The 18340-nt window shown below is 71.7% G+C and carries 17 protein-coding genes; 10 read left to right on the top strand and 7 right to left on the bottom strand.

The features are described 5' to 3' along the window. Positions 1 to 15 precede the first annotated feature (15 nt). The 5 genes from ACIQD7_RS19240 to ACIQD7_RS19220 all read right to left on the bottom strand — a co-directional run bounded on the left by ACIQD7_RS19240 (position 16) and on the right by ACIQD7_RS19220 (position 7027). A complete protein-coding gene (locus ACIQD7_RS19240; RefSeq protein WP_402442886.1) occupies positions 16 to 2229 on the bottom strand; it encodes an FG-GAP-like repeat-containing protein in 2214 nt (737 codons plus the stop codon). A gap of 49 nt (positions 2230 to 2278) precedes the next feature. Beyond that, positions 2279 to 3544 carry an FG-GAP repeat domain-containing protein gene (locus tag ACIQD7_RS19235; RefSeq protein WP_402442885.1) on the bottom strand — a complete coding sequence of 422 codons (1266 nt, stop codon included), beginning with the start codon at positions 3542 to 3544 and terminating at the stop codon, positions 2279 to 2281. Positions 3545 to 3733: 189 nt separating this feature from the next. After that, positions 3734 to 5989, bottom strand: coding sequence for a VCBS repeat-containing protein (locus ACIQD7_RS19230; protein WP_402442883.1), 2256 nt, complete (start codon positions 5987 to 5989; stop codon positions 3734 to 3736). Between the two features lie 101 nt (positions 5990 to 6090). Further along, a complete protein-coding gene (locus tag ACIQD7_RS19225; RefSeq protein WP_402442881.1) occupies positions 6091 to 6600 on the bottom strand; it encodes a DUF664 domain-containing protein in 510 nt (169 codons plus the stop codon). A 28-nt stretch (positions 6601 to 6628) separates the two neighbouring features. Next, on the bottom strand, positions 6629 to 7027 hold the full coding sequence (locus tag ACIQD7_RS19220) for a DUF1992 domain-containing protein (protein ID WP_402442879.1): 399 nt from the start codon (positions 7025 to 7027) through the stop codon (positions 6629 to 6631). Between the two features lie 141 nt (positions 7028 to 7168). On the opposite strand from ACIQD7_RS19220, the gene ACIQD7_RS19215 reads away from it, so the two are divergent. Continuing rightward, positions 7169 to 8002: a M23 family metallopeptidase gene (locus ACIQD7_RS19215; protein ID WP_402442878.1), complete on the top strand. Its 834-nt coding sequence runs from the start codon at positions 7169 to 7171 to the stop codon at positions 8000 to 8002. An 88-nt stretch (positions 8003 to 8090) separates the two neighbouring features. Here ACIQD7_RS19215 and ACIQD7_RS19210 read toward each other — a convergent pair whose 3' ends face one another. After that, positions 8091 to 8294: a cold-shock protein gene (locus ACIQD7_RS19210; RefSeq protein WP_041130679.1), complete on the bottom strand. Its 204-nt coding sequence runs from the start codon at positions 8292 to 8294 to the stop codon at positions 8091 to 8093. A 260-nt stretch (positions 8295 to 8554) separates the two neighbouring features. Between ACIQD7_RS19210 and ACIQD7_RS19205 the strand changes: the two genes are divergently transcribed. From ACIQD7_RS19205 to ACIQD7_RS19185, 5 genes are all read left to right on the top strand, one after another. Continuing rightward, on the top strand, positions 8555 to 9424 hold the full coding sequence (locus ACIQD7_RS19205; protein WP_121831009.1) for a menaquinone biosynthetic enzyme MqnA/MqnD family protein: 870 nt from the start codon (positions 8555 to 8557) through the stop codon (positions 9422 to 9424). 297 nt (positions 9425 to 9721) lie between these two features. Beyond that, positions 9722 to 10921 carry a cyclic dehypoxanthinyl futalosine synthase gene (gene mqnC / locus ACIQD7_RS19200; protein ID WP_121831008.1) on the top strand — a complete coding sequence of 400 codons (1200 nt, stop codon included), beginning with the start codon at positions 9722 to 9724 and terminating at the stop codon, positions 10919 to 10921. An 8-nt stretch (positions 10922 to 10929) separates the two neighbouring features. After that, entirely contained in the window at positions 10930 to 11529 is a 600-nt protein-coding gene (locus ACIQD7_RS19195; RefSeq protein WP_383401755.1) for a hypothetical protein, read from the top strand. Between the two features lie 109 nt (positions 11530 to 11638). Then, positions 11639 to 12331, top strand: a complete 693-nt coding sequence (locus tag ACIQD7_RS19190; RefSeq protein WP_121833337.1) for a demethylmenaquinone methyltransferase — start codon at positions 11639 to 11641, stop codon at positions 12329 to 12331. A gap of 71 nt (positions 12332 to 12402) precedes the next feature. Then, positions 12403 to 13689, top strand: a complete 1287-nt coding sequence (locus ACIQD7_RS19185; protein WP_121833338.1) for a geranylgeranyl reductase family protein — start codon at positions 12403 to 12405, stop codon at positions 13687 to 13689. A gap of 90 nt (positions 13690 to 13779) precedes the next feature. Here ACIQD7_RS19185 and ACIQD7_RS19180 read toward each other — a convergent pair whose 3' ends face one another. Then, entirely contained in the window at positions 13780 to 14685 is a 906-nt protein-coding gene (locus tag ACIQD7_RS19180) for a C40 family peptidase (RefSeq protein ID WP_402442874.1), read from the bottom strand. Positions 14686 to 15345: 660 nt separating this feature from the next. Between ACIQD7_RS19180 and ACIQD7_RS19175 the strand changes: the two genes are divergently transcribed. From ACIQD7_RS19175 to ACIQD7_RS19160, 4 genes are read left to right on the top strand one after another with little or no spacing between them, the layout of a single operon-like run. Continuing rightward, a complete protein-coding gene (locus ACIQD7_RS19175; RefSeq protein WP_019888619.1) occupies positions 15346 to 15705 on the top strand; it encodes an NADH-quinone oxidoreductase subunit A in 360 nt (119 codons plus the stop codon). Between the two features lie 19 nt (positions 15706 to 15724). Then, positions 15725 to 16279: an NADH-quinone oxidoreductase subunit B family protein gene (locus ACIQD7_RS19170; RefSeq protein WP_030208804.1), complete on the top strand. Its 555-nt coding sequence runs from the start codon at positions 15725 to 15727 to the stop codon at positions 16277 to 16279. Continuing rightward, complete coding sequence (locus ACIQD7_RS19165) at positions 16276 to 17007, top strand: NADH-quinone oxidoreductase subunit C (RefSeq protein WP_161373819.1); 732 nt, start codon at positions 16276 to 16278, stop codon at positions 17005 to 17007. Before ACIQD7_RS19170 ends, ACIQD7_RS19165 begins: the two co-directional genes overlap by 4 nt. Next, positions 17004 to 18326: an NADH-quinone oxidoreductase subunit D gene (locus ACIQD7_RS19160; RefSeq protein WP_121833341.1), complete on the top strand. Its 1323-nt coding sequence runs from the start codon at positions 17004 to 17006 to the stop codon at positions 18324 to 18326. The genes ACIQD7_RS19165 and ACIQD7_RS19160 overlap by 4 nt, the downstream gene beginning before the upstream one ends. Positions 18327 to 18340: the final 14 nt, after the last annotated feature.

Below are 18340 nucleotides of genomic sequence, written 5' to 3'. Positions count from 1 at the left end.
TCTCCCGAGGTTTCGTCAGAAGAGGTGGGGACCCCCGGTCATCAGGGCGGCGTTGGCGATCGTGGCGCGCCCCTCGAACGGGGCGCGCCAGTCGCCGGTTCCCTTGTAGAGGTAGGCCTGGCCCTGGGCGTCGTACGCCACCGCGTCGGCGCGGCCGTCCGCGTCGGCGTCGCCGAGGCCGACGACGGCCGTGTACGCGTTCCAGCCGCCGCCGATCTTCGTGCGGGCGGCGAAGGTGCCGTCGCCCTTGCCGAGGTAGAGCCAGAGGACGCCGTCCTTGTCGCGGGCGACGAGGTCTCCGGCGGCCGCTCCCGCGATGTTGCCGACGGCCGTGATCTGGTTGTAGATCCCCCAGCCGAAGCCGATCTTCGTACGGGCCGCGAACGGCGCCGAGGTGTTGCCCGTGCCCTTGTACAGCCACAGGTCACCGGCCTTGTCGGTGGCGACGAGGTCTGGGCGGCCGTCGCCGTTCAGGTCGCTGCCGCCCGCGAGCCGGTCGTAGACCTGCCAGCCGCCGCCGACCCTGACGCGGGGCGCGAGGGCGCGGCCGGCGCCCTGGTGCAGCCAGAGCACGCCGCTCCGGTCGCGGGCGACGAGGTCGGCGTGCGGGGAGCCGCCGAGGTTCCCGGGCGCCAGGACCCGGTCGTAGTCGCTCCCGTCGTAGGAGAGGCGGGTCGTGTCCAGGGTGACCGGCGCCCTGCCCCGCAGGACCTGGTTGCCGTCGTAGACGCGTACGCCCTCGTCGTCCCCGACGAGCAGGTCGGGGGTGCCGTTGTCGTTGAAGTCGTGCGCGGTGGGCGTGCGGGCGACCTCGAAGGTGCCGGACCGGGTCACGGCGGGGCCGATGCCGTTGAGCGGGCGGGCGGTGAACTCCCAGGCGTACCGGCCGTTGTAGGCGGTGACGTCGTTGGGGAAGATCCCGTTCCAGTCCAGTCCGTGGCCGTTGCCCGCGAGGGACGACAGGCTGGGCCGCAGCACCTTCCCGGAGGCGGTGTGGGTCAGCTTGAGGGACGCGTCCGCCCGGCGGCTGAGGGTCCAGCTCATCCGGAACGGTCCCGTGGCGGGGTCGAAGACGGCCTTCTCGGGGACGTCCTGGGCCACGAGCGTCAGCGCGGTCGGCTCGCCGGTGGAGGCGACGAGCGCGGCGGCCGGGGTGCCGTCGGGGCCGGGGGCGATCCGGTAGAGGCCCTCGCCCCCGTCGAGGGTGCCGCCGCGCAGCACCGGGGCGCCGCCGGGCCCGGTGACCCCTTCGGCCACGTGGTCCAGGAGCTTCACCGTCCCGCCGGTCGTCAGCGAGCGGGCGGTCAGCGGGTGGAGGGCGTGCGGGACGGTGGTCCCGGCGCCGCCCGGGAGCGCGTACGTCACCCAGTCGCCGACGAGGCCGATCAGGAGGCGGTCCGCGTGGGGGAGCGGGAAGCGCTCGGTCGCGCCGGTGTCCCGGCGGGTGACGGCCAGGACCGTCGTGCCGGCGGTGGGGTGCTCGACCACGGCGAGGTGCGCCGGCGACAGGGCGGTGTCGGAGAGCGGCCCGGTCCCGGAGGCCCCGTACCGCTCGACGACCACGCCGGAGGCGACGTCCACGACGGCCGCGCGCTCCTGCCGGGCGCCGCCCTCGGCGCTCCCGTACAGGACGACGAAGGCCGTGGGGGAGTCCACGTCCACGCGCGTGACGTCGGCGTCCTCGGGCAGACCGGTGACCTCGCGCTCGACGGGGCCGTCCGGCCCCGCCCCGACGAGCCGGACCCCGGTGCCGCCGGCCGCGTTCGCCGCCGTCATGACGAGGGTGGTCCCGGCGATCCCCCGGAGGGAACGGCCGGGCAGGGCGGCGGTGTCGAACCGCAGGGGAGCGGCGCCGGTGGCCAGGTCGTACAGCTCGACGACATCCCCCTCGCGCTTCGCGACGAGGTCCGTCCCCATGACGCCCGCGTACGGCTTCCCGGCCAGCTCGGTCGTCACGCCGTCCGCGTACCGCGTCCAGCGGTAGGGCCCCCTCTCCGCGCCCGTGTTCCCGGCGCTGAGGAATCCGGTGGGGCCGCTTCCCATGACGATCGAGTCCCGGGGGAACGGGACGGTGGTCTGTGACTGCGTCTGCGCCTGCGTCTGTGCCGTCGGGGGAGCGGGTGTGGGGGCGGCCGACGCGGCCGGGGCCGTCAGGGCGCCGCCGGTGACGGCGAGGACGGCGACGACGGCCGCGGTGAGGCGGCGCCGGGACGCACGGGTGGGGAACAAGGTGGTCGTGCCTTCCTGAGGGGAGAGAAAGGGTGAGGAGACGGATCCGTCAGAACAGCTGGGTGTACCACCCGGAGACGGGCAGCAGCATGGAGGCCCGGGCGCGCGGGGCGAAGGGGGCCCTCCAGCCGCCGGTGCCCCGGTAGAGGGCGAGGCGGCTGTCGACGTGGCCCGTGCGTCCGTTGGCGATGAGGTCGGGGCGGCCGTCCCGGTCGGTGTCGCCGATGGCGACGATCTCGTTGTAGGCGTTCCAGCCGGCGCCGATCCTCGCGCGGGGCGCGAAGGTGCCGTCGCCCTTGCCGAGGTAGAGCCAGAGGACGCCGTTCCTGTCGCGGGCGACGAGGTCACCGGCGGCGGCACCGCCGAGGTTCCCGGTGGCGACGAGCTTGTCGTAGATGCCCCAGCCGTAACCGGTCTTCCTGCGGGGCGCGAAGGGCGCGGCGACGTTCCCCGTGCCCTTGTAGAACCAGAGGCCGCCGGCCTTGTCCGCGGCGACCAGGTCGGGACGGCCGTCGCCGTCGAGGTCGCTGCCGCCGGTGACCTCGGCGTAGACCTGCCAGCCGCCGCCGACCCTGACGCGCTGCGCGAAGGGGGAGGCGGCGGTGCCCGTGCCCGGGTAGACCCAGAGCGTGCCGGTCTTGTCCCGGGCGACCAGGTCGGAGAACCGCTCGCCGCCGACGTCGCCGGGGGCGACGATCCGGTCGTAGGCGTCCCAGCCGGGCCCGGCGTTCGTTCCGACCGGCGCGCCCGTGTGGCCGAACTCGAGCGCCTTGCGGCCGTCGAACACGTACAGGAAGCCCTCCGCCCGGACCAGGAAGTCGGGGGAGCCGCTGTCCGAGAAGCCGTGCGGCGCCCGCCCGCTGTCGACCTCGAACGTGCCCGTCCGCTCTGTCGACGGGCCGGTGGTGCCGCGGGGCGCCGCGGTCAGCCGCCAGGTGTACCCGCCGTTGTACGCGGCCGTGAAATCGTCGAAGACACCGATCCACCGCATGACGGCACGCCCGTCGTCCGGGGTGTGGACGGTGTCCGTCTTCCGCTTCCCGGAGGCGGTGTGGGTCAGCTCGATCTCCACCGACGCGGGGGCGTCGAAGCGCCACACCAGTTCCACGGCGGCGTCCTTCCCCCCGAAGCCCACGGTGCCGGGGATCGACTGCTCCACGAGCCGGGGCCCGGCGGGGTCGGCGCTCACGACGGCCGGGGCGGGGCCGGAGGGGGCGGCCGACGCGGCCGGGGCCGCCGGACCGCCGCCGGTGACGGCGAGGAGGGCGACGACGACAGCGGCGAGACGGCGCCGGGGCGTACGAACGTGGCTCAAAGGGTTCCCTTCTCGGGGAGCTCCGGGAACTCCGGAAGCTTCGGTGCGGCGGTGCCGCGCCGTCGTGGGTGAGACCCGTGGGAAGTGCGCATGGTTGTACGGGTGTTGCCCGCCCCGCCACCTGTCCCTCCTCCCCGCCCCGCCCCCGTCCCTCCGCCCTCCCGGCGGGCGGGACGGCATCATCCCTTCTCAGGACACGTGGGTGACGTCCGCCCCCGTGGTGCCGGTGACCAGGACGTCGGTGGGGACGCGCGTCTGGAAGGGGGTCTTCCAACTGCCGGTGCCCCGGTAGACGTACGAGGTGTTGTCCGGACCGAAGGCGTACAGGTCGGCGCGGCCGTCCATGGTGGCGTCACCGATTCCGACGAGGTGGGTGTACTGGTTCCAGCCGGCGCCGATCCTGGTGCGGGCGGCGTAGGTGCCGTCGCCCTTGCCGAGGTAGAGCCAGAGGACGCCGTCCTTGTCGCGGGCGACGAGGTCTCCGGCGGCGGCGCCCGCGATGTTCCCGACGGCGGTGAGCTGGTTGTAGATCCCCCAGCCGAAGCCGATCTTCTTGCGGGGCGCGAAGGGAGCGGCGGTGCTTCCCGTGCCCTTGTAGAGGTACAGGTCGCCCGCCTTGTCGACGGCGACCAGGTCGGCGCGGCCGTCGCCGGTCAGGTCGCTGCCGCCCGCGAGCCGGTCGTAGACCTGCCAGCCGCCGCCGATCCTCACCCGGGCGCCGAGCGTGTTCCGCTCCTCTCCCGTGCCGGGGTGCAGCCACAGCACGCCGCCGGAGTCGACGCCGATCACGTCGGGCGCGGTCGTCCCGGCGACGTCACCGACGGACTCGATCTGCCGGTACCCCTGCCAGCCGGCGCCGACGTACTCGGGGCTGTCCGGCGGCACGACCCTGCTCTTCCACGCGTCGTAGACGGTGTCGACGCGGCGCAGGTTCCCCGACCTGTCGCGGAAGAGGAGGTCGGGCGAGCCGTTGTCGTTGAAGTCGTGGAGCTTGGGCGTGCGGACGGCCTCGAAGTCCCCGGTGACGCGCAGATCCGGCCCGATGCCGTTGTGCGGCTTCGCGGTCAGCTCCCAGGTGTAGTCGCCGTTGTACGCGGCCCTGCCCGGCTCGCCCTCCGCGTACGCGAAGTTCCCGCGCCAGAGGAAGTCGAAGCGGCTGGAGCCCTGGTCCTCGAACGTGTAGCGGTACCGCTGCCGGCTCTGCTTGTGGATCAGCTCCACGGTGTACGCGAAGTGGCCGTGCGACAGCTCCCAGCCCAGGCGGGCCCGGTTGTTCATGAGGTCGAGGTCGACGACGGACCCGACGCCCGTCCCCGTGAACGTCAGCGCGGTCGACTCGCCGGTGGAGGCGACGAGCTCGGCGGCCGGGACGCCGTCCGGGCCGGGGGCCACCCGGTAGACGCCCTCGCCCTTCCCGACCGTCCCGCCCCGGACCAGGAGGGTGCCGTCCGGACCGTTCACCACGCTCGACGCGCGGTCGAGCAGCGTGACCGTACGCCCGTCGGCGAGCGAGCGGACGGTGAGCGGCAGCAGCGCGTCGCCGGCCGTGCCCCCGCCGGTGGCGGTGGCCCTGCCGTAGGCCACCCAGTCCCCGAACAGGCCGAGCAGCCTGCCGTGTCCGCCCACGGAGGTCGTGACGTCCCTGCCGGTGGCCCGGTCGGTCACGACGAGGTCCGGGCCCTGCCAGCGGACGAGCCGCTCGGCGGAGGCGGCGACGGGCTGGTCGCCGGTCAGGGGCGCGTCGGCGCGGGTCACCGCGCCCGACGCCAGGTCGATCACGACCAGGGCGGTCCTGTCCCAGGAGGATCCGACCGGGTTGTGGGTGACGAGGGCGGTGCCGGGCGTGCCCTTCGCCTCGACCACCCTGCCGAGGTCGGCGGGAACGCCGGTGACCTTCACGTCGGAGAGCCCGGCGCCGTTCTTCGAGACCAGGTGGAGTTCCTTCGGGCCGTTCACGGGCCCCGCCTCGACGAGGAGCGTGGAGCCGTACGCGCCCACGAACCTGTGGCCGGGTCCCAGCGTGCGCAGGTCGATGACGACCGGGGCCGTACCGGCGGGCGCGGACATGTCGTGCAGCCGGATCACCTGGTAGTCGTACGTGTCGGCCGTGGGCACGATGTCGGAGACGAGGGCGTTGGGCAGCGCGGGCCCCGCCGCGTACGCCTCGGAGAGCAGGGTCGAGGTGCCGTCCGGCCGGTACCAGCGGTACTCGTAGCCGTACATGCCCTCGGAGTCGTAGTGCTCGGTCGAGCCGAGGAAACCGCTCGGGCCCGAACCGATGACCTCGGTCTTCACGGGCACACGGGAGGCGGCCGGGGCCCGGGACCCCTCCGGTCCCCGTGCAGGGGCCGCCGCCGGTGCCGCCGTGGCGGTGGCGGTGAGGGCGACGGCGAGGGCCGTGGTGATCGCGGCGACGAGCGCGCGCCGGACAGGGGCAGCGGACATGTTCTTCCCTCCGGAAGACGGAGCGGCACGCGTGCGCGTGCGTGCCGCCCTCTCAGACGTCCGAACCCGGGAAGGGGTTGTACGCGCGGGGCCGCCGCCCCTCACCGCCCCCGTTCCACCACCCCCCGCACGTACGCCGCCTGTCCCGCGTGCTGGAGGTCGTCCGCGATCACCGAGACCAGGCGGACGCCGAGGGTGACCGGGGGGTCCCAGGCGGTGTCGACGACCCGGTCCAGGTCCGCGTCCGTCACCGCCCCGACCAGCTCCGCCGTCCGGTCGTGCACGGCGTCGTGGTAGCCGAGGAGGAGGTCCGCCGGGGCCCGGACCCGGCCCGACCGGGCGCTGGTCTGGCCGTACCCGGTCGCCTCCTCCGGGAAGGGGAGGCCGAAGCGGTCCGCCCAGCCCCCGGCGGTCCACAGCTGCTCCGTGCCGAAGGCGTCCGCCAGGTGGTCGTCCTGGATGCGGGTGAGGTGCCAGACGAGCCAGGCGATCGAGTTCGCCTCCGGATCGATCCGGGCGGCCAGCTCGTCCTCCGAGAGGCCCTCCACGGCCCCGTGGACGGCCTCGCGCACCCGGCCGAACGAGTCGACCAGCAGACCGGCGCCGTTCATGCGGAATCCTTCCCACGAGGGGCCGGGATCAGGAACGCCCCGCCCGCCACCGCTCCACCATCGCCTCCACGTCGAACGGCCGCAGGTTCAGCGGCGGCCCGGCCGGCGGCCGCAGCAGGGCCTCGGCGATCTTCGTGTTGACCTCGCCGAGGGTCCGCCGCACCCGGCTCTCCGAGACGGCCTCCGCCACCGCCGCCTCCGCGTCCTCGGCCTCCTTGCGCAGGGCCAGCGAGGGCGGCAGCACGGACGCGCCCTCGCGGTGCATCTTGCCCTTGATCCACCACAGCTCGTCGTACGGCGCCGAGTCGTCGGGGAGCGGCTTCCCGAAGCCCGGCAGGCTCCGGAACTCACCCCGCTCCGCGGCCTCGCGGATCTGCTTGTCCACGAACGACTCGAAACTCACACCGGGAGGCTTGCGTTCGGTCATGTGTCCAGACTACGTAACCGGCCCGCTCCGGGTGTGGTGTTCGCGGTCTACTGCGTCGCGCGGTCTTCCGGCACGCTGTGGTCCGTTCAACGCGCGTCGACCCCTGTCCCACCGATCCCCACCCCCCGTACCGGAGGACACATGCGTGCACGGATCACCCCCCTCGGCACCCTCCTCGCGCTCGTCGCGGGCCTGCTCACCGCGCTCGTCACCACGACCCCCGCCCAGGCCGCGCCGCTCTTCAAGGCCCCCTTCGCCTGCGGCCAGAAGTGGACCTACAGCCACCACTCGGCCGAGGTCCGCCAGGCCCTCGACTTCGTCCGCTCCGACGGCGGCGGCACCGCCGGGGCCCCGGTCCTCGCCTCGGCGTCCGGCACCGCCTACCGCTACTCCCAGCCGTCCGGCGCCGGGAACTACGTCGTGATCGAGCACGGCGGCGGCTGGAAGACGTACTACTTCCACCTCAACGCCTACTCGGTCGCCCACGGCGCCGCCGTCTCCCAGGGCCAGCAGATCGGCACCACCGGCTCCACCGGCAACAGCTCCGGCGCCCACATCCACTACGAGCAGCTCTACAACGGCGTCGGCCAGCCCATCACGATCAACGGCGCCTCTCTCGCGCCCTACCCCGGCTCCTACGGCTCCAGGCACCTGACCAGCGACAACGGCTGCTCCGGCGGGGGCGGCAAGTACTGGGTCGACACCTTCGCCCACGCCACCGGCTACGCCCAGGCCAACACGGGCGACGCCCAGGGCGTGCTGAACGCCGGCACGAACTACGTCTACTGCAAGGTCTGGGGCCAGGAGATCCGCGACGCCTCCGGCAACTACAACCACTGGTGGCTGCGGACCGACCTCGACACCGTGTACGCGGGGAAGAGCGGGCGGAACGCCCATGTCTCCGCCTACTACCTGTCCCGCTGGGGCAACGACGAGGCCCGTGACAACAACGGGACCGTGATCCCCACCTGCTGAAAGGCAGGAGCCCCGCTCGTGCCGCGAGGCACGGAGCGGGGCTCCTTGGGTACTGCTCTAGTGGTAGGCGATCGCCGACCCGGGCACCTTAGGCCGGGGAGACGTTCTCCGCCTGCGGGCCCTTCGGGCCCTGCGTGACGTCGAAGGTCACGACCTGGTTCTCCTCGAGCGAACGGAAGCCGTTCGCGTTGATCGCGGAGTAGTGGACGAAGACATCCGGGCCGCCGCCGTCCTGGGCGATGAAGCCGAAGCCCTTTTCAGCGTTGAACCACTTGACGGTTCCGGTAGCCATAAGCCCTCCTTGGGCCAAAGGGTTGCCCTGCTCCAGAACCTGCAAACAAGTCTGAAAACTACAAAAGCCTGCGGGTCACATGCTCCGCAGGCTCTGTACTGCAAGGGAAACCAAACTGCAACTTGCGTTGAGCGTAGCACGCAGAACGCTCGTGAGGGTAGAGGGAAAGATCACGTCACCCGAGTGTTTGAACGTCCCTCCCGCGCTGACGCGCGTGCCCCGGCGATGCCCGCTCCGTGAGACGGGTCTAGCCTCACGATGTGGACAAAGCAACCGACGAGCACCGCAGCCGGCCCCGCGTCGGACACATCCAGTTCCTGAACTGCCTCCCCCTCTACTGGGGCCTGGCGCGCACCGGGACGCTCCTGGACCTGGAGCTCACCAAGGACACCCCGGAGAAGCTCAGCGAGCGGCTCGTCCGGGGCGACCTGGACATCGGCCCCGTCACCCTCGTCGAGTACCTCCGCAACGCGGACGACCTGGTCGCCCTCCCGGACATCGCCGTCGGCTGCGACGGACCCGTGATGTCCTGCGTGATCGTGTCCCAGCGGCCCCTGGAGGAGCTCGACGGCGCCCGCGTGGCGCTCGGCTCCACCTCCCGCACCTCCGTCCGCCTCGCCCAGCTGCTCCTGGCCGAGCGGTACGGCGTGTCGCCCGACTACTACACCTGCCCGCCGGACCTCGGCCTGATGATGCAGGAGGCCGAGGCGGCCGTCCTCATCGGCGACGCCGCGCTCCGGGCCTCGCTGCACGACGCGCCCCGGCTCGGCCTCCAGGTCCACGACCTGGGGCTGATGTGGAAGGAGTGGACGGGCCTCCCGTTCGTCTTCGCCGTGTGGGCGGCCCGCAAGGACTACCTGGCGCGCGAGCCGGAGACCGTCCACGAGGTCCACCAGGCCTTCCTCGCCTCCCGCGACCTCTCCCTGGAAGAGGTCACCAAGGTCGCCGAGCAGGCGGCCCGCTGGGAGGCCTTCGACGCCGAACTCCTGGAGCGGTACTTCCGCACCCTCGACTTCCGCTTCGGACCCGAACAGCTCGCGGGCGCCCGCGAGTTCGCCCGCCGCACCGGCCCCACGACCGGTTTTCCCGCGGACGTCGCGGTCGAACTCCTGGCACCCCCGCGCGGCTGACCGCACGGTCCCGGAACGGGCGCCCGGAAATTCACACGAACGTAATTCCGGGGCGTCCCCGGGCCCATTCCGGAGACGCCCGCGAACGGCCGGACGGAATGTGGACGCCCGAAAGGGGAGGACGGTTTCCCGCGCGTTCACCGACCGGGACGCCGGAGAACCGCGCCGGGATCCCCGATGCCGGAAATTCACCGGAATAGGGCGGCGACCGCGCGGCCGCTCCCCGACGGAGGCGGCCGGGGCCCCTGGCGTACGCTGGTTCGGTCTGTCAGTACCCCTCCGAAAGGGACGAACCCGGTGACCGAGAAGGCCGAACTGCAGTCCGTTCTGGACCGCGCCGCCGCGGGCGGCCGGATCACCCCCGAGGAGGCGCTCGACCTCTACCGCTCGGCGCCCCTGCACGCGCTGGGCGCCGCCGCCGACGCCGTGCGCCGCCGCCGGTACGCGGGGACCGAGCACATCGCGACGTACATCATCGAGCGGAACATCAACTACACGAACGTCTGCGTGACGGCGTGCCGGTTCTGCGCCTTCTACGCCGCCCCGAAGGACACCAAGAAGGGCTGGACCCGGGACCTCGACGACATCCTGCGCCGCTGCGCGGAGACCGTGGAGCTCGGCGGCACCCAGATCATGTTCCAGGGCGGCCACCACCCGGACTACGGCGTCGAGTACTACGAGAAGCACTTCGCCGCGATCAAGGCCGCGTTCCCGCAGCTGGTCATCCACTCCCTGGGCGCCTCCGAGATCGAGCACATGGCCCGCATCTCCGGCGTCTCCGTCGAGGAGGCCATCGGCCGCATCCACGCCGCCGGCCTCGACTCCTTCGCCGGCGCGGGCGCCGAGCTGCTGCCCGAGCGCCCCCGCAAGGCCATCGCGCCCCTGAAGGAGTCCGGCGAGCGCTGGCTGGAGATCATGGAGATCGCCCACGGCCTCGGCGTGGAGTCCACCTCCACCATGCTCATGGGCACCGGCGAGACCAACGCCGAGCGCATCGAGCACCTGCGCATGATCCGCGACACGCAGGACCGGTCGGGCGGCTTCCGGGCCTTCATCCCGTACACGTACCAGCCCGAGAACAACCACCTCAAGGGCCGCACGCAGGCCACGCTCTTCGAGTACCTGCGCATGATCGCCATCGCCCGGCTGTTCCTCGACAACGTCGCGCACATCCAGGGCTCCTGGCTGACCACCGGCAAGGAGGTCGGCCAGCTCTCCCTGCACTACGGCGCCGACGACCTCGGCTCGATCATGCTGGAGGAGAACGTCGTCTCCTCCGCCGGTGCCAAGCACCGCTCCAACCGCCTGGAGATCATCGACCTGATCCGCAAGGCGGGCCGGGTCCCGGCGCAGCGCGCCACCACGTACGAGCACCTGGTCGTCCACGACGACCCGGCGAACGACCCCGTCGACGAGCGCGTCGCCTCGCACATCTCGTCCGTCGCGATCGAGGGCGGCACGGCCCACCCGGAGCTGAAGCTCCTCGACGCGAACTGAGGGGGACGGTGCTGACGATCCACGTCGCCGAGGCGACGCCCGAGAGCGCCGTCCTGGTCGACGGAGCCCTCGTCGCCGCGGTCGGGCCGTACGAGGACCTGGTCGCCGTCCGCCCCGGGGCGCGGGTGCGGCGCTGGCCCGGCATCCTCACCCCGGGCCTGCTCAACCCGTACGGGCCCGAGCTGCTCGAAGGCATGTACCACCCGGACCCCCGGGAGGCCGAGGGGTTCGGCACCGAGCCGATCACCGGGGAGCGGGCGCAGCGGATCTTCCGGGCCGACCCCGCGCGGCGCGGCGCCTCCGCGCGCCGGGGCGTGCAGCGGCTCCTGGCCCACGGGACGGTCGCGGTCGCGGGCGAGCTGCGCGGCCGGGCGGCCGCGGACGCCGTGCGCCGGGCCGGGCTCGCCGTCGGCCGCCGCCCGGAGCGGCTCCCCGGGCCCCCGTCGTTCTCGCCGGTCCCGCTGGTGCTGCTGCCCGCGCCGGTCCCGGGCGGCCCGGCCCGCTTCGCCGTCTTCGACGTCCCCGACCGGGCGGCCCTGGTCCGCCTCGGCGCGTCGACCTGCGTCGCCACCGTGCTCGGCGGGCGGCTGGTCCACCGGGCCCGCTGAGCGCCCGGCGCGCCCGGCGCCGTCGAGCGCGCCCTGCCGACCGGGGCGGGAGGGGCCCTGAGACAATGGGACCGCCCGCCCGTCGCCGATTCTGCGAGGCCGAACGCCCGTGACCCGCGCCACCCTGGACAAGCAGCCGCACGAAGTCGCGTCGATGTTCGACGACGTGGCGGCCAACTACGACCTCACCAACGACGTGCTCTCGCTGGGCCAGGACCGCCGCTGGCGCAAGGAGGTCGCGAAGGCGGTCGACGCCCGCCCGGCGCAGAAGATCCTCGACCTGGCCGCCGGCACGGCCACCTCCTCGCAGCCCTTCGCGCGGGCGGGCGCGTACGTCGTCCCGTGCGACTTCTCCCTCGGGATGCTGCGGGTCGGCAAGAAGAACCACCCGTGGATGCCGTTCACGGCGGGCGACGGGACGGCACTTCCCTTCCGCGACGACGTGTTCGACGCCGTCACGATCTCCTTCGGGCTGCGGAACATCCAGGACACCGAGCAGGCGCTGCGCGAGCTGTACCGGGTGACGAAGCCCGGCGGCCGGGTCGTCATCTGCGAGTTCTCGCACCCGACCTGGAAGCCGTTCCGCACGGTGTACGAGGAGTACCTGATGCGCGCGCTGCCGCCGGTGGCCCGCGCGGTCTCCTCCAACCCCGACGCGTACGTGTACCTGGCCGAGTCCATCCAGTCCTGGCCGGACCAGCCGACCCTGGCGGGCCTGCTCCGGAAGGCCGGCTGGTCGAAGGTCGCCTGGCGGAACCTGTCGGGCGGCATCGTGGCCCTGCACCGGGGCTTCAAGCCGTAACCCCCGCCGCCCTTCCACCCCGCGCCTAGACTTCCCCCCATCCTTCCCTCGACCCCTTAGGGAGACCCGCCGTGACCGAGCAGCCCCTCTCCGAGCACAGCGCAGATGTGATCGTCGTCGGAGCGGGCCCGGCCGGCTCGACCACCGCCTACTACCTGGCGAAGGCGGGCCTGGACGTCCTCCTCCTGGAGAAGACCGCGTTCCCGCGCGAGAAGGTCTGCGGCGACGGCCTCACCCCCCGCGCCACCAAGCAGCTCGTCGCCATGGGCATCGACATCTCCGAAGAGGCCGGCTGGCTGCGGAACAAGGGCCTGCGGATCATCGGCGGCGGCGTCCGCCTGGAGCTGGACTGGCCGGAGCTGGCCTCGTACCCGGACTACGGACTCGTCCGCAAGCGCGACGACTTCGACGAGCAGCTGGCCCGGCAGGCGCAGAAGGCCGGCGCCCGCCTGTACGAGCGCTGCAACGTGGGCGCCCCGATCCTCGACGACCGCACGGGCCGGATCACCGGCGTCCACGCCAAGCTGGGGGAGGAGAAGCGCGAGGTCACCTTCCACGCCCCGCTGGTCGTCGCCGCCGACGGCAACTCCAGCCGGATCTCCCTCGCGATGGGCCTGCACCGGCGCGACGACCGGCCGATGGGCGTCGCGGTCCGCACGTACTTCACCACCCCCCGGCACGAGGACGACTACCTGGAGTCCTGGCTGGAGCTGTGGGACCGGCGCGGCCCGCAGGACCGGCTGCTGCCGGGCTACGGCTGGATCTTCGGCATGGGCGACGGCACCTCGAACGTCGGCCTCGGCATCCTCGACTCCTCCTCCGCGTTCAAGGAGCTGGACTGGCGCGAGGTGCTCAAGGCCTGGTGCGCCTCGATGCCGGAGGACTGGGGCTTCGTCCCGGAGAACATGACGACCACCATCCGGGGTGCCGCCCTGCCGATGGCCTTCAACCGCCAGCCGCACTACACCAAGGGCCTGCTGCTGGTCGGCGACGCGGGCGGCCTGGTCAACCCGTTCAACGGCGAGGGCATCGCGTACGCCATGGAGTCCGGCCAGATCGCGGCCGACGTCATCGTCCAGGCGCACGCCCGCGCGACCCCGGCCCAGCGCGAACTGGCCCTGCGGAACTACCCGCAGGTCCTCAAGGACACCTACGGCGGCTACTACACGCTCGGCCGCGCCTTCGTGAAGCTCATCGGCAACCCGAAGGTCATGAAGATCGCGACCCAGCGCGGTCTGACCCACCCGCTCCTGATGAAGTTCACCCTGAAGATGCTGGCGAACCTCACCGACCCGACGGGCGGCGACGCGATGGACCGCATCATCAACGGCCTGTCGAAGGTGGCCCCGAAGGCCTGACCGGCGACCGGCACCCGCGCACGGCGAAGGGCCGTCACTCCCCCGAGGAGTGACGGCCCTTCGCGCGTGTGAGCGTCCGCGCGGGAGTGCTCAGAGGATGCGCACGGCGCCCGACGGCGGGTCCCAGTCCAGGGAGCGCTCGACGACGCCGGTGGAGGAGTTCTGCGCGCCGACGTACTTGCCGCCGCCGACATAGATGGCGACGTGGTACGAGCCGCTGCGGCTGCCCCAGTACAGGATGTCGCCCGGCTGGAGGTCGCCCAGGGAGACGGAGCTGCCCATGCTCGACTGCTGGTACGAGATGCGGGGCAGGTCGATGCCGGCCGCGCGGTAGGCGGCCTGGACGAGGCCGGAGCAGTCCCACGAGTTGGGGCCGGTGCCGCCGCTGACGTAGGCGTCGCCGACCTGGGCGCGGGCGAAGGCCACGATCGAGGCGGCGGAGCCGGTGGGGGCCTGCGTCCGGCTGCCGCTGTCCGAGGCGGAGGAGCCGCTGTCGGAGGACGACGAGGAAGAGGACGAGGACGAGCCGCCGTCGTTCGACGAGGAGTTCGTGGCGAGCTGGGTGCGCGTGCTGGTGCGGGAGGCGCGCTCGGCGGCCTCCTCGGCCTCCTCGCGCTCCTTCTCGGCCTTCAGGCGGGCCTTCTCGGCGCGCTCGGCCGCAGCCTTGCGGTCTGCCTCGGCCTTGGCCTTCTTGGCGTCCTGGGAGGCCTTCTTGAGGGCGGCCTGCTCCAGGGTCTGGAGGCTCTGGTCGAGGGCCTCCTGCTGGGACGCCTCGGCGGAGGCGGCGACCGCGCTCGCGAGGTTCGACCCGGCGGCGAGCGAGCCCAGGGTGGGCATTTCGATGGTCTCGGTCACCGGCTCGGCATTCGCCGGCCCGGCAGCACCGGCCACCGCGATGGTGCCGAGGACGCCACCGGCAACTCCGGCCCGGAGCGCGAGCTTCGAAGCGCTGCGGCGGGGCTTCCGGTGGCTGGGTATGTGAGCGGTGTGGGACATGGGAACAACCGCTATCAGGGCTTGACGGTTCCGTTCAAGAAACGTGGGTTGCGCCACAGTTACGTTCGGAACCTGTGAATCCGCTTCCATGGCACCTTTATTGACGCCGTAACGGGCAAATCGGGCATGGGTCATCCGGGCCTTGATCACTGGTTTTCATTGAAACGCCCGAATTGCCCGACGCTTACCACCTCTTGACACCCTTGGCCAAGCCCTCTTCTTTCCGCCCCTTCGCCATGTGACGCAGCTCACAGGGGAGTTCGTGAAAACGCGCACGTGTCCACCTCCGTACGCGCGACCCCCCGACCGGGCGACGGGCGGGTCCTTTATCACCCTCCTCGCATCCACCGCCAATTTGCCTGTAGGTGCCAACACTTGATAGTGCGACACCCCCTCCGAGCAGCGATTTCCGGTACGGATGTCACATCTGGTGATCACCTGGGCGCTTCGCGCAACAAGATCACCGCTCATCCGACTTCATGATCCTTCGTCAGGTGGTGGAGATCACAAACTACGTGCTGCACCCCGTGTCGCAGATCACAGAGGGGCAGGCATAAGATGCGGGGCAGCCGGGCTTGTGAACTGCCTCACATGGGGGCGATCTTTCACGGCGCGGCGGTGCGGTCCAACGGTCAAGGACGACTGGAAGGAGCGAGGAGCGTGAATGCGTACGCGCCCGTCCTCGTGCTCGGTGCCCTGGGTGCGGGGTTTGCGATCTTCTCCGTGGTCATGGCCACGCTCATCGGGCCAAAGCGGTACAACAGGGCGAAACTCGAGGCGTACGAGTGCGGCATCGAGCCGACACCCACGCCCGCCGGAGGCGGCCGCTTCCCGATCAAGTACTACCTGACGGCGATGCTCTTCATCGTCTTCGACATCGAGATCGTCTTCCTCTACCCCTGGGCCGTCACCTTCGACGCCCTGGGGCTTTTCGGGCTCGTGGAGATGCTGCTCTTCGTGCTCACCGTCTTCGTCGCCTACGCCTACGTGTGGCGGCGCGGCGGCCTGGAATGGGACTGAGGGGCTGAGAGGCACACTCATGGGACTCGAAGAGAAACTCCCGAGCGGCTTTCTGCTGACGACGGTCGAACAGGCCGCGGGCTGGGTGCGCAAGGCGTCCGTCTTCCCCGCGACCTTCGGCCTCGCCTGCTGCGCCATCGAGATGATGACCACCGGAGCCGGCCGGTACGACCTGGCCCGCTTCGGCATGGAGGTCTTCCGCGGCTCGCCGCGCCAGGCCGACCTGATGATCGTGGCCGGCCGGGTCAGCCAGAAGATGGCGCCCGTCCTGCGGCAGGTCTACGACCAGATGCCCAACCCCAAGTGGGTCATCTCCATGGGCGTCTGCGCCTCCTCGGGCGGCATGTTCAACAACTACGCGATCGTCCAGGGCGTCGACCACATCGTCCCGGTCGACATCTACCTGCCCGGCTGCCCGCCGCGCCCGGAGATGCTGATCGACGCGATCCTCAAGCTCCACCAGAAGATCCAGACCTCCAAGCTCGGCGTGAACGCCGAGGAGGCGGCGCGCGAGGCGGAGGAGGCGGCGCTCAAGGCACTGCCGACCATCGAATTGAAGGGCCTGCTCCGGTGAGTGACGAGACACCCAACCCCGAGAAGGAGCTGAGCGCGCAGAACCTGCCGGGCCAGCGCGGGGACCACGGGGAGGAGGTCCGCGTCCAGCGCGGCATGTTCGGCGCCCAGAGCGGCGCCGACACCTCCGGCTACGGCGGCCTCGTCCGCTCGGTCCGGCTCCCCGGCCCGGCCGCCCGCCCCTACGGCGGCTGGTTCGACGAGGTCGCCGACGAACTGGAGGGCGCCCTGGAGGAGCAGGGCCTCCTCCCCTCGAACGCCATCGAGAAGACGGTCGTCGACCGCGACGAGCTCACCTTCCACATCGAGCGCGAGCACCTCGTCCGCGTGGCCCGCACCCTGCGCGACGACCCGGCGCTCCGCTTCGAGCTCTGTACCGGCGTCTCCGGCGTCCACTACCCGCACGACAAGGGTCGCGAGCTGCACGCCGTCTACCACCTGCGCTCGCTGACCCACGGCCGGATGATCCGCCTGGAGGTCTCGGCCCCGGACACCGACCGCAGGATCCCCTCCCTCGTCGCCGTCTACCCGACGAACGACTGGCACGAGCGCGAGACGTACGACTTCTTCGGCATCGTCTTCGACGGCCACCCCGCCCTCACCCGGATCATGATGCCGGACGACTGGCAGGGCCACCCGCAGCGCAAGGACTACCCCCTCGGCGGCATCGCCGTCGAGTACAAGGGCGCCCAGATCCCGGCTCCGGACCAGCGGAGGTCGTACTCGTGACCACTCCCCACGCGTCTCCCCGCGAGACGACCGAAGGCTCCGTCTACACGGTGACCGGCGGCGACTGGGACGAGGTCGTCCGGTCCGCCGCCAAGGCCGACGACGAGCGGATCGTCGTCAACATGGGCCCCCAGCACCCGTCCACCCACGGAGTGCTCCGCCTCATCCTGGAGATCGACGGCGAGACCGTCACCGAGGCCCGCTGCGGCATCGGCTACCTCCACACCGGCATCGAGAAGAACCTCGAATACCGGACCTGGACGCAGGGCACCACCTTCGTCACGCGCATGGACTACCTCACCTCGTTCTACAACGAGACGGCGTACTGCCTCGGCGTGGAGAAGCTCCTCGGCATCACCGACCAGATCCCGGACCGCGCCAGCGTCGTCCGCGTCCTGCTCATGGAGCTCAACCGGCTCTCCTCGCACCTGGTCTGCATCGCCACCGGCGGCATGGAGCTCGGCGCCACCACGATCATGATCTACGGCTTCCGGGACCGCGAGATGATCCTGGACCTGTACGAGCTGATCACCGGCCTGCGCATGAACCACGCGTACATCCGCCCCGGCGGCCTCGCCCAGGACCTCCCGCCCGGCGCCGTCGACGCCGTCCGCGAGTTCGTGAAGACCATGAAGAAGAACCTGCCGGAGTACGACAAGCTCGCCACCGGCAACCCCATCTTCAAGGCCCGGATGCAGGACGTCGGCTACCTCGACCTCACCGGCTGCATGGCGCTCGGCGCCACCGGACCGATCCTGCGCTCGGCGGGCCTCCCGCACGACCTGCGCAAGACCGACCCGTACTGCGGCTACGAGAACTACGACTTCGAGGTCCCCACCGCCGACACCTGCGACTCCTACGGGCGGTTCCTGATCCGCCTGGAGGAGATGCGCCAGTCCCTGCGGATCGTCGAGCAGTGCCTCGACCGCCTGGAGCCCGGCGAGGTGATGGTCGCCGACAAGAAGATCGCCTGGCCCGCGCAGCTCGCCCTCGGCACCGACGGCCTCGGCAACTCCCTCGAACACATCAAGAAGATCATGGGCACCTCCATGGAGGCCCTGATCCACCACTTCAAGCTGGTCACCGAGGGCTTCCGGGTCCCGCCCGGCCAGGCCTACGCGGCCGTCGAGTCCCCCAAGGGCGAGCTCGGCGCGCACGTCGTCTCCGACGGCGGCACCCGCCCCTACCGGGTCCACTTCCGCGACCCGTCCTTCACCAATCTCCAGGCCATGGCGGCGATGTGCGAGGGCGGCCAGGTCGCCGACGTCATCGTCGCCGTCGCCTCCATCGACCCCGTGATGGGAGGCGTCGACCGATGACCGAGCAGATCAGC

This window comes from Streptomyces sp. NPDC093071 (assembly GCF_044754545.1).
Taxonomy (GTDB): Bacteria; Actinomycetota; Actinomycetes; order Streptomycetales; family Streptomycetaceae; genus Streptomyces.
The sequence above is the reverse complement of the archived record's forward strand: the minus strand, read 5'-3'. Positions and strand labels throughout refer to the sequence as shown.

Excerpts from the sequence above, each read along its gene's own strand:
- ACIQD7_RS19230 (WP_402442883.1), bottom strand. The coding sequence starts at position 5,989 with ATGTCCGCTGCCCCTGTCCGGCGCGCGCTCGTCGCCGCGATCACCACG.
- ACIQD7_RS19225 (WP_402442881.1), bottom strand. The coding sequence starts at position 6,600 with ATGAACGGCGCCGGTCTGCTGGTCGACTCGTTCGGCCGGGTGCGCGAG.
- ACIQD7_RS19220 (WP_402442879.1), bottom strand. The coding sequence starts at position 7,027 with ATGACCGAACGCAAGCCTCCCGGTGTGAGTTTCGAGTCGTTCGTGGAC.
- ACIQD7_RS19215 (WP_402442878.1), top strand. The coding sequence starts at position 7,169 with ATGCGTGCACGGATCACCCCCCTCGGCACCCTCCTCGCGCTCGTCGCG.
- ACIQD7_RS19210 (WP_041130679.1), bottom strand. The coding sequence starts at position 8,294 with ATGGCTACCGGAACCGTCAAGTGGTTCAACGCTGAAAAGGGCTTCGGC.
- ACIQD7_RS19180 (WP_402442874.1), bottom strand. The coding sequence starts at position 14,685 with ATGTCCCACACCGCTCACATACCCAGCCACCGGAAGCCCCGCCGCAGC.
- ACIQD7_RS19170 (WP_030208804.1), top strand. The coding sequence starts at position 15,725 with ATGGGACTCGAAGAGAAACTCCCGAGCGGCTTTCTGCTGACGACGGTC.